The organism is Fusobacterium sp. (assembly GCF_032477075.1).
Taxonomy (GTDB): Bacteria; Fusobacteriota; Fusobacteriia; order Fusobacteriales; family Fusobacteriaceae; genus Fusobacterium_A.
The window spans coordinates 1-11,492 of the sequence record NZ_JAWDXO010000051.1; the positions used below are offsets into that span (position 1 = coordinate 1).

Here is an 11,492-nt window from a genome sequence, read left to right on the forward strand (position 1 = left end):
ATGTATGTCTCCTTTGTATAATTAGGGTGGTAACTATATTATACAAAAAAGAGAGCTGAGTGAAACATTTTTTTTAAATGTTACTCAGCTTTTTTTATTCTATAAAAAAATAGAAATCATTTTATAGATTTCTACTAATTCTTACTTTGATATATATTAATTAAATTATTTTAAATTTACAACAGTTTTTTAATTAAATTATTTTTTCATAATCAGTATATTTATTAATAATTGCTGTGACTTTTTCTAAAATAGCCACTTCTTCTGGAGAAAATCTTGAATAAACTGCACTATCAATATCTAATACACCATATATTTTTTCATCTTTAATAAGAGGAATAACAACTTCAGATTTAGATCTTACATCACAAGTGATATGACCTGGAAATTCACATACATTTTCTACCACTATTTTTTCTTTTCTTTCTACAGCAGTACCACATACACCACTTCCTATTTGAATTCTAGTAGTGGCAGGCATTCCACAAAATGGACCTAAAACTAATTCATTCTTTTTTAGAAGATAAAAGCCACACCAGTTTATTTCATCAAAAAAAGCTGAGATAAAAGCTGAAGCATTAGCAAGGTTAGCAATTGGATCACTTTCTTTAGAAAGATATCCTTCAATTTCACTTAAGAAAGCTGAATATTTTTCTTTAAAACTTAAATTTTTGTAAAGTTCTGCATTAAAAGCCATAATACCTCCATTATTTAGTTAAAAGTCTGCAATTTTTATATTCTTCATTTAGACTTATTCTGTAAGTACAAGTTCCAGAAAGTTTTTTACATTTAATAGAAACATATCTATCATAATCTATTCCAATAGATTCATTACAGTTTAAAACTGGAAATTTTTCTATATAACTTTCTTTTTCCTTCATTGTTATTAAATATTTTTCCATATTAATTCCTTTCAATATAATTTTAAATCTGAATATCCTAATATTTTTCGATATCTCTGCCTAATTGAAAAATAAGTCAGTCCTACACCTATATATAAAAAAGCTGCAATAAGAAAAGCTTTCTTTTTAAATACATAAAAAGTTTCTATTCCAAAAAAGCCTCCTGCCATAAAAGATAAAATGGTAAATAAACAGAAAAATACTTTCCATTTATCTTCAGTTTTTCCTTTTATACAATGTCCTATATATACTCCCATATCAGTAAGACTTCCTGTAATATGAGATGTTCTCACTACTACTCCTTTGTATGAAATAAATAATCCATTTTCTACTCCAATCATAAATGGGAGATAGTAAAAAAAAGGAAGAGTATCATATAGAAATGAATATAGAATTAACAAACCACTTCCTAAAGTTATTGAAGCATAGCCATACCGTCTTTTAAGATTAAATTCTCTCTCATCTACAAGAGAACCTGAAATAGTAGTTCCAATGACAAAAGCTATTATAATGGTAAGAACTTTAAAAACCTCATTATAATTTCCCAGAGAAACATTGATGGCAGCTTTAGAAATATTTCCAGTAAAATGAGAAACTGTATAGGAATATTTTACAATACAGATAGCATTGATGTATCCACCTAAGAAGCAAAGCATATAGATCCAATTGAGCAGCATTTTGTTTAATACTTTCATTTAAATCAACTCCAATATAAGTTCATTCTAATAATTTAATATTACAACTTTTTATCAGAATTGACAATAGTTAATTTATATTAAACAAAATATTTTGATTTAATCTAAATTATAAAAAGTATGCTGGTTGTAAAAAAGAGTAGTCCAAGTATTTAGACTGCTCTTTTGTAACTGGAGATATTATTTAAAAGCTATTAAAATATCAAAAATCAATCAAAGATAGATTATTTAGCTATTTTTTTAAACTTTAAATTTTTTTCTATCAAATTAAAAACATCTTCATGAGTAAAATTTTTTTGAGTTTTTAATGTTTCAAGATATTCTTTAACTGTTTCATGTTCTTTCTTAGGATATTTATTGATGATATAGTGGACATCATACTCTTGGGAAAAATTTATATATTTATGCTCTTTCATTTAAGACCATTTCCTGTTTCTCTCCAATGAATATATTGTAGTTCTTTTTTTAGGTTAGGTCAATACTTTTAGTAAAATAAATTTTTTACTTGAAGAATATATGATATAATTTATGTATTAGATAGAGGTAGAGAAAAGATGGAGTTGAGTGAGTATATGGAAAATAAAGAGATAAATTTAAATAAAGAACAGAGAGAGGCAGTAACTTATACAGAGGGACCGCTTTTAGTAATTGCAGGGCCTGGTTCTGGAAAGACAAGAACATTAGTGGAAAGAGTAGTCCATATGCTTATAGAGAAAAAAATCTCTCCAGAAAAAATAATGGTGTCAACCTTTACAGACAGAGCTTCAAAAGAATTAATTGGAAGGATATCTGAAAGAATAAAAGATTGCGATTCAAAAATAAATATAAATGATATATACATGGGAACCTTGCACTCTATATGTCTTCGTTTAATAGATGAGTATATAGAATATTCAGATTTTAGTGAGGGGTATCAAGTGTTAGATGAACTTGAGCAGCATTTTTTTATTTTTTCCAAAATAAAGGAATTTAAAGAAATAGAAGGATATAATGAGTTTTTTAAAGAAATTCCAGCTGCTAATAACTGGGGAAAAGCAGGAAAAATTCAAAAATGGGTAAATAGAATAAATGAAGAAGGAAGAAGTCTGGATTATATAAAAGAAGAACAGGATAAAAAAATAGGATTCTTAAAGAAAGCTCATGAATTATATCAAAAATTATTAATAGAAAATAATGTAATAGATTTTGCTTCTATACAAAGAGAAATATATAAAATGCTTTTAAATAATGATGCAGTATTAGAGGAGATAAGAGAAAAAATTCAATATATAATGATTGACGAATATCAGGATACAAATTCAATTCAAGAAAAAATAATTTTTGAATTGGGAGGGAACAGAAAAAATATTTGTGTTGTTGGAGATGATGATCAGGGAATATATAGATTCAGAGGGGCTTCAGTAAAAAATATACTGGAATTTCCAAATAAATTTGAGGAAAATGAATGCAAAATAGTGACTCTTGATATAAATTACCGTTCTCACAAGGATATAATAACTTTCTGCAATAGATGGATAAACCTTATAAACTGGAAAAATTTTAGATATCAAAAAGATATACAGCCACCAGCAGATAAAGAATTTGTAGATAATCCAGGAGTTATAAGAATAGGAGGAAGTTCTGAAAGTCAATGGAAAGAAAATACATATAAGTTTATAAAAAATTTAAAGACAATGGGAAAAATAGAAGATTACAATCAAGTAGCATTCTTATTTAAATCAGTAAGATTCTCAAGAGTAAAAGAATTGATAGATTATCTGGAAGAAAGAGGTATTCCTACTTATTCACCTCGTTCTAAGAATTTTTTTTATAGAAAAGAAGTGAAACTTGTATTGGGAGCATTACTTGTTCTGTTTCCACAAAGTAAGCCATTAGTTTTAGATGATGTCTATATAAGAAAAACAGCTGCATATTACAATGATTGTATTACTACAATAAAAAAATATCTGGCAAAAGATAAGGAATTATATGAGTGGATATTAAAGAACAGGGAAAAAAATCTAGATTTGGGAGAGGAGAAAAGAGAAAATATAAGCAGAATTTTTTATTCTCTTTTTGCATTTAAAACATTTAAAGAGCTTATAGATTTGAATAAAAATGGTGCTAAAGAGGGAAGAGAAATATATAATCTGGGAATTCTTTCACAAATCTTTGATAAGTTTGAAAATTTAAGCAGAATAGAGTATATAACAAAGGAAAATATTGAAAAAGTAATAAGATATCTTTTTGTAACACATATCAGGCTTCTTTTTGAAAAAGGAATAGATGAATATGAAAATAAAGAAACTCTTCTAGGGGCAGTATCGTTTATGACAATTCATCAAGCAAAAGGACTGGAGTTTCCAGTGGTTATAGTTGGATCATTGGAGTCTGAACCAGATAATAGAGAATTGACAGAAGAAGACAGACTGGAAGATGTTATAACTCTGGGAAATGATTTTGAACCAGGAGATAGGAAAAATATTTTTGATTTCTGGAGAGTTTTCTATACAGCTTTTTCCAGAGCACAAAATCTTCTTGTATTGACAAGTATAGAAAACAGAGCTGGTGGAAAAGAACTTCCATCAAAGATTTTTAAACCTGTTTATGAAACAATACCTTATTGGAATGATGAAAATTTTCATTTTGAAAAATTACAGATATCTAAATTAAAAGAGTCAGAAACTAAAGAATTTTTATCCTACACAGGACATATATTGATATATGAAGATTGTCCTTTGAGATATAGATTTTACAAAGAATTTGAATTTAAGCCTTTAAAAAACAATAAAACATCTTTTGGAATACTTGTACATAAAACAATTGAGAGTATTCATAAAGAAGTAAAAAATGATGCTGAAAAAATTTATTCTGATGAAGAATTAAAAGAACTTGTTGAAAAAAACTATAATATACTAAAAAAGAATGTCAGAGTATTTCTTGGAGAAAATATAAGAGAAAGAGCTTTTGAACAGATTAAAGGATATGTGGATAGTGTAAAAAATAATTGGAATAATATAATAAGTTCTGAAGAAAAAGAATACAGTGTAGAGAATAACTATATTTTGGAAGGTACAATTGACCTTTTGAGAAAACAAGGAGATTGTATAGAGCTGCTAGATTTTAAAACAGGAAAATTTTCTGGATATGAAGACAGCAGATATGCTTCTTATGAAAGACAATTAGAAATATATTCGTATATGCTGAGAGAAAAATATAATCCAGAAAATTTAAGAGCTTATTTGTATTATACAGGAAATAAAGAAGAACCTATGGTGGAGATAAAATTAGAAAAAAATAAAATAGAACAAACAATTTCTAACTTTAATAATACTGTAAAGAAAATATTGAATAAGGAATTCAATAGAAGAGAGTATTCAGAAGAAAAATGTAGAGAATGTGAATTTAAAGATTATTGTAGAGGAGAGTAAAAATGAAAATACTTCATTGTTCAGATATACATTTAGGAAAAAAACCTTTTGGAACAAAAGAGTTTTCTCAAAAAAGATATTTGGATTTTTTTAATGCTTTTGAGCAGGCAGCAGACAGAGGAATAGAAAAAGAAGTAGATATTTTTTTAATAACTGGAGATTTATTTGATAAAAAAGAGCTTTCACCAGATACTTTAGACAGATGTGAAAAGGTATTTTTAAAACTAAAAAATAATAATATCCAGGTTCTTCTTATTGAAGGAAATCACGATAACATATCAGGATATGATGAAATCAACTCTTGGCTTGGGTATTTGGAAAGAAAAGGTTATGTAAGACGAGGAAAATATAGAGCTTCAAATGAAGGATATGAATTTGAAAAAATAACAATAGGAGATGTTAATTTTTATGGAGTAGGATATCCAGGGTTTGCTGTTGATGAAGTTTTAGAAAAACTGAGTGAATATTTAAATGAAAATGAAAAAAATATTGTAATGGTACATACAGCATTGGGTGGATCAGAATTTCTTCCTGGACTGGTGAATACAGATATAATAAAAAGATTTAAAGATAAGGTTATATATATGGCAGGAGGACATCTTCATTCATTTATAATCTATCCAAAAGATAATCCATATTTTTTCATACCAGGTTCAACTGAATTCTGGAATGTTTTAAATGAAAAAAATAACTCTAAGGGAGTTATAATTTTTGATACAGATACTTTAGAATATGAATTTTCTGAACTTTCTCCAAGACCAAGAATAGAGAAGGAATTTACTTATGAGAATGATATTATAGGTGAATTTGAAGAATTTTCAAAAAATTTGGGATTAACTGGAGAAGAACTGGTTATTGTAAATATAAAATTAAAAGATAGTGGATATGTAAATGTAAATGAACTTGAAAAAATATTAGAAAGTAATGGAGCTTTAAAAGGTTACATAAAATTGAGATATCTTAACTCTATTTTTGATAGAAATTTAGGAGAAGAGGGATATTACTCTGTGAGAGATGTAGAAAGAGAAATTATAAACTATTGGGAAGAATTTTCTGATGCTGAAAAAATAACATCTTATCTTCAAAAATTTAAAGAATATCAAGAGGAAAGTGATAGAGAAAAAGATTTTTTTGAACTTTTTGATACTATGCTTGAGGAGGAGATAGGGAATGAAAATAAATAGAATACATCTGGAAAATTATCGTATTCATGATAAATTAGATGTAGAATTTGATAGTGGAATAAACCTTCTTCTTGGAGAAAATGGGAAAGGAAAATCATCTATTCTTGAAGCTATAGGATATGCTCTCTTTGATTCTGAATTGAGAGGAGGAAATCAAAGAGAAGCAATAAAATATGGAAAAAAAAGTGCAAAAATAGAGATAGAATTTACTGGAATAGATGGTGAAGATTATATAGTTACCAGAAAAATACCAGGCTCAACAAGTATATACAAAAAAGATAATCCAGAGCTTCAACTAATAGGAAAAGAAGATAGAATAAGAGAACTTTGTGGTATTAAAGGTGACTTGAAAGGAATATATGATAATGTAATTGTTGCTAAGCAAAATGAATTTATATCTTCTTTTAAGGAAAAGGATAATGAAAGAGAAAAGATATTTAATAAAGTATTTAATACTGATATATATAAAAAAATATATGAAGGATATTCAAGAGATGCAGTAAATAGATACGAAAAAGATATTGAAATAGAAAAAAACAGTATGGAAAATATAGCTGAAATAATGGAAGATCCTGCTGATATAAAAGAAAAATTAGAATTTGAAAGAGGAAAAGCAAAAGAATATAATTTGAGTTTAACTTTACTAAATGATGAGAAAAGTAAAGTAAAAGAATTTTTGAATTCATATAATTCTTTAAATCTAGAGATAGAAAAACTTACTGGTGAGATAAATGCTTTATCTGAAAATATAAGAAATAAGAATGAAGAATTAATCAAAGTAAGTGATTCTATAAAAGAAAGTGAAACTTCAGAAAAAATAGTAAAAGAAAATAGAGATAAATATGAAGAATACCAGAAATATTCTCAAGAAATAAATATATTAAAAATTAGGAAAAAAGAGTTGGAAAAAATAAAAGAAGAATGTCTTTTACATGAAAAAGAAATAAATTCATTAGAAAAATTAAATTCAGAAATTGATGGAGAAATAAAAGTTTTTGAAAATAAAAAAGAAAATAATGAATCACTGCTTTTGGAAAGAAATAATAAATTATTAGAAATAGAAAAAGAAATAGAGGATAAAAAGGCAAAGTCTTTTGAATATAAGTCTGAATTAAATAAAATAACACCTCTTTTAGTAAAACTCGAGGAATTTGAAAAAAAGCTTGAATCTGGAGAAAATAATATAAAAAACTTTGAGATAAAATTAGAGGAAAAACTGGAGGATATAAATAAAGAGAAAGAAAAAAGAAAATATTTAATGAGTGAAAATCTTGAAAGCCAGCTTTCTGAATTAGAGGAGCATGAAAAAAAGAAAAAGCTATTAGAGGATGAGATATTAAAAAAAGATTTACTGTTGAAAGAAAATGAAGAAGCTTTTGAAATGTTAAAAACTTCATATTGTCCATATTTAAAAGAACAGTGTAAAAATCTTGATGGAAAAAATATAGATGAATATTTTAAGGATAAAAGAGAGAAGTATATAAAAGAGATAGAAGATAAAAAAAATACTGTAAAAAAAATAGAGAATAAATTTATAAATAAAAATGGGATAATAGAAAAAATAATAAAATTAGATACTTTATCAAAAGAAATTAATGAAAAAGAAGTAGAATTTATTCAGGAAAAATTGAAGTTGGAAACTGGGAAATCAAAAGTAGAGAATGAAAAATTGAAACTAAAAAATTTTAAATTAGAAAATAGTATTGAAAGCAAAGAAAAACTATCTGAAATAAAGATAACACTTAAAACAAAAATTGAGAGCTTAGATTTATTAAAGTCTGAAGATATAAAAGGTGATCTTGAAAAAGAAATAGAAAACCTTAACAAAAATATAAATATAGAATTAAAAAATATAGAAGCAAAAAAAATAGAAATCAGAGAAAATATAAAAACTTTAGAAGAAAAAAGAAATTTTCTTAATGAAAATAAAATTTTTTCTAATGAATTGATAACTGTTAATGAAAATATTGATAAACTAGAAAAAAAGACAGATAATTTAGAAAAGAGCAGTAACCTTTATCTTGAAAATTACAAAAAAGCTATGGAAAAAAATCAATTAGAAAAAAATCTTGAAAATATAAAATTGATTATTGAAAATAATGAAATGAAATATAAAGAAAAAAGTGCTTTATTAGAGTTAAAAAGAAGAGATATAGAAAGTATGGATTTAGAAAAGTTTCAGGAAAAAGATAATAAAATTGTATCTGATATTGAAGAGATAAGAGAAAAATTAGGGGCAGTAAATAGTGAAGTAGAAACTTTAAAAAAGAAATTAGAAGAAATAAAAAAATATGAAGATTTATTGAAACATAAAAGAAAGTATTTGGAAAAATTAAATATGAAATTAGAGCTTACTAAGATATTTAGAGAAAAAATAAAATCTATGGGTAAGGAAGTTTCAAAAAATATGCTTAAAGAGATAGAAATACTTGCAACTGAGAATTTTAGAAAAATAACTGGAAGAGGAGAAAAAATAATCTGGTCTAATAAAGAAAAGAATAAATATGTTGTCTTTTTAGATGGTGACAGAGGAGAATTGAAATTTGAGCAGCTTTCAGGAGGAGAGCAGGTTGCAGTGGCAATATCCATAAGAGGAGCAATGAGTGAACTATTCACAGAAAGTAAATTTTCAATATTTGATGAACCTACTAATAATCTTGATACAGAAAGAAGAAGGAGTTTGGCTGATTCAATTGGAGAAATATTAAAAAATCTGGAACAAAGTATAATAGTAACTCATGATGATACTTTTAGAGAAATGGCACAGAAAGTCATAGAACTATAGGAGGAGATTAAAATAATAATACAGATTTTTGGAAAAAAGAATTGTAATGATTCAAAGAAAGCTGAAAGATTTTTTAAAGAAAGAGGAGTAAAAATTCAATTTATTGATTTAAAAGAAAAAGCTCCTTCTAAAGGAGAATTAAAAAGTATATGCAGTAAGTATCCTCTTGAAGAGCTTATTGACATAGAAGGAACAGAATATAAAAAAAGAAATCTTCAATATATAGTATTTAATTTAGAAGAAACTTTGCTAGAAAACCCAGTTTTATTTAAAAGCCCTATTGGAAGATTTAAAAATGAAATAACCTTAGGATATCAACCAGAAATATGGAAAAACTGGACAGAAAAATTAAAATAATATAAGAAAAAACCTTTGATTTTTTGACTTTCAAAAAGTATATAAGATATCAGGATAATTAATCTTATGGGAGATGATGGAAATGAGTATGGTAGAAATTGAAAAACTGGAGAAAATGATTGATGAACTGAAAGAAGAATTACATGAATGTGATTATGAGCCAGAAAGGAATGCTCTGCTTAAAAAATATAAGACATTAGCTGCCCAAATGGAAGAATTAAAAAATTTAAAAAGAAAGAAAAATGATTAGAAATCTAAAAAATGAAGATATTAATATAGTTATGGATTTATGGAAGAATTCAACAATGGAAGCTCAAAATTTTATTCCAGACAGTTATTGGCTGGAAAACTATGACAATGTAAAAAATAATTATTTACCAAATTCAACCACTTATGTATATGAAGAAGATGGAGAAATAAAAGGATTTGTAAGTTTGATAGAAAATATATTTATAGGTGGGCTGTTTGTAAAAGTAGGAAGTCAGAGAAGAGGAGTTGGAATCAGAATACTGAATTTTTTAAAAGAAAAGCATGATAAATTACAGCTTGCAGTATATGATAGAAATATAAGAGCAATGAATTTTTACTTGAAATCAGGATTCAAAATATTAAATACTGAAATTGATGGAAAAACAAATGAAAAGGAACATTTGATGGAGTGGAGGAGATAAACTCTCTTCCATTTTTATGTTAGGCAACTTATTTTGATAAAAATTAAACCTATGATATAATCAATATTGGAGGTTAAAATAATGAAAATTAACTATGATTTAGTAATGGAAAAGCAGTTAAAGGAAATAGAAAAAAATAAGATTAAACCTAGACTTCTTCTTCATTCATGCTGTGCACCATGTAGCTCAGCAATATTAGAGTTTTTACAGGATTATTTTGAAATAACAATATATTTTTTTAATCCTAATATAACTTTTCAAGAGGAATACTTGAAGAGATTGGAAGAGCAAAAAGAATATCATAAAAAAAAAGGATATCAAATAAATGTAATTGAAGGAAGATATAATCCTAAAATTGACTTCTTTCAAAATATAAAAGGTCTAGAAAATGAAAAAGAAGGTGGAAAAAGATGCCATCAATGTTATAGAATTCGTCTTGAAGAAACTGCGAAAAAAGCTAAAGAAGATGGATATGAATACTTCACAACAGTATTGAGTATAAGTCCAATGAAAAATGCACAGTGGATAAATGAGATAGGAGAGAAACTTGAAAAAAAATATGAAATAAAGTTTCTTAATGGAGATTTTAAGAAGAAAAGTAGATATTTAAGATCTATTGAAGTTTCAAAAGAATATGAATTATACAGACAGGACTACTGTGGTTGTATATTTTCGAAATTAGAAAGAGAAAAAATTGAAAAAGAAAAGAGAGAAAAAAATGGAGGGGAAAGATGAAAAACTTTTCAGAAAAAACGGTAAAAAATATTTCAATTTGCTTTTTATTACTATTTTTATTGTTAGGACTTAATCATCATTATTATTTTGGCTTGATGATAATTCCAATAATGATATATTTTTCTACATGGAAAGTGATTATGTTTGAGGATAGAATAGGGAGATTTTCTCCAATTGTAATTGGACTTTTACTTTCAGCATTTATATTTTATTGTCAATACTATCTACAGGGAGAAGTTGTATCAACTAAAGAAGTAATTGCACTAAAAGGAACAATATCACTTTGTATTGGATTATGGCTGGGAAATTTTATTGCTAAATATATTTATATGAGAATAAAGTTTTTTCTTAACAGAATAGGAAGCAAAGGCGAACAAAAGGAATATAAGATTATTAGAATGATTATAGACCAGAAAAAATACTTTAAAAAGCCTGGAAGCAAATATTATATTAATTTTTATTATTTAATTGCAGATGTAAATGGAGAAGAAATAAAATTCCTTATAGAAAAGGATTTTTATGACAAATATCTAGGTAAAAAAAGTATAAATATAAAAATAAAGAAAGGTTCACTAGGAATCCTTTATGGAGTGCACTTAATAGATTAGAAATTAAATAAGAAAGACTTTAAAAAAATTTTTTTAAAGTCTTTTATTTATTTCTTAGGAAATTATAATTTGATAAATTTGTTGAAAAAATAAAAAATATTAATTATTTTAGCTTCATATTAGATATATTTAATCGAATAAGATT

General features: G+C 25.8%; 12 protein-coding genes. 8 read left to right on the top strand and 4 right to left on the bottom strand.

Annotated features, from left to right (window positions below; translation table 11 throughout):
* Positions 1-193: 193 nt before the first annotated feature.
* From E6771_RS14750 to E6771_RS14765, 4 genes are all read right to left on the bottom strand, one after another.
* Complete coding sequence (locus tag E6771_RS14750) at positions 194-697, bottom strand: GAF domain-containing protein (protein WP_316092102.1); 504 nt, start codon at positions 695-697, stop codon at positions 194-196.
* A gap of 10 nt (positions 698-707) precedes the next feature.
* Positions 708-902, bottom strand: a complete 195-nt coding sequence (locus E6771_RS14755; RefSeq protein WP_316092103.1) for a hypothetical protein — start codon at positions 900-902, stop codon at positions 708-710.
* 11 nt (positions 903-913) lie between these two features.
* Positions 914-1,597, bottom strand: a complete 684-nt coding sequence (locus E6771_RS14760; protein WP_316092104.1) for a YoaK family protein — start codon at positions 1,595-1,597, stop codon at positions 914-916.
* Between the two features lie 224 nt (positions 1,598-1,821).
* Positions 1,822-2,013 (bottom strand): hypothetical protein, encoded by a 192-nt coding sequence (locus E6771_RS14765; RefSeq protein ID WP_316092105.1) that lies wholly within the window; start codon positions 2,011-2,013, stop codon positions 1,822-1,824.
* Between the two features lie 156 nt (positions 2,014-2,169).
* On the opposite strand from E6771_RS14765, the gene E6771_RS14770 reads away from it, so the two are divergent.
* From E6771_RS14770 to E6771_RS14800, 8 genes are all read left to right on the top strand, one after another.
* On the top strand, positions 2,170-5,007 hold the full coding sequence (locus tag E6771_RS14770; RefSeq protein WP_316092106.1) for an ATP-dependent DNA helicase: 2,838 nt from the start codon (positions 2,170-2,172) through the stop codon (positions 5,005-5,007).
* A 2-nt stretch (positions 5,008-5,009) separates the two neighbouring features.
* Positions 5,010-6,191, top strand: a complete 1,182-nt coding sequence (locus E6771_RS14775) for an exonuclease SbcCD subunit D (RefSeq protein WP_316092107.1) — start codon at positions 5,010-5,012, stop codon at positions 6,189-6,191.
* Entirely contained in the window at positions 6,178-8,976 is a 2,799-nt protein-coding gene (locus E6771_RS14780) for an AAA family ATPase (protein WP_316092108.1), read from the top strand. Before E6771_RS14775 ends, E6771_RS14780 begins: the two co-directional genes overlap by 14 nt.
* Before the next feature lie 24 nt (positions 8,977-9,000).
* Positions 9,001-9,333: an arsenate reductase family protein gene (locus E6771_RS16060; RefSeq protein ID WP_410054681.1), complete on the top strand. Its 333-nt coding sequence runs from the start codon at positions 9,001-9,003 to the stop codon at positions 9,331-9,333.
* A gap of 82 nt (positions 9,334-9,415) precedes the next feature.
* On the top strand, positions 9,416-9,583 hold the full coding sequence (locus tag E6771_RS14785; protein WP_316092109.1) for a hypothetical protein: 168 nt from the start codon (positions 9,416-9,418) through the stop codon (positions 9,581-9,583).
* Complete coding sequence (locus E6771_RS14790) at positions 9,576-10,004, top strand: N-acetyltransferase (protein WP_316092110.1); 429 nt, start codon at positions 9,576-9,578, stop codon at positions 10,002-10,004. The genes E6771_RS14785 and E6771_RS14790 overlap by 8 nt, the downstream gene beginning before the upstream one ends.
* Positions 10,005-10,085: 81 nt before the next feature.
* Positions 10,086-10,739: an epoxyqueuosine reductase QueH gene (locus tag E6771_RS14795; protein ID WP_316092111.1), complete on the top strand. Its 654-nt coding sequence runs from the start codon at positions 10,086-10,088 to the stop codon at positions 10,737-10,739.
* A complete protein-coding gene (locus E6771_RS14800) occupies positions 10,736-11,347 on the top strand; it encodes a hypothetical protein (RefSeq protein WP_316092112.1) in 612 nt (203 codons plus the stop codon). Before E6771_RS14795 ends, E6771_RS14800 begins: the two co-directional genes overlap by 4 nt.
* The last annotated feature ends 145 nt before the right edge of the window (positions 11,348-11,492 follow it).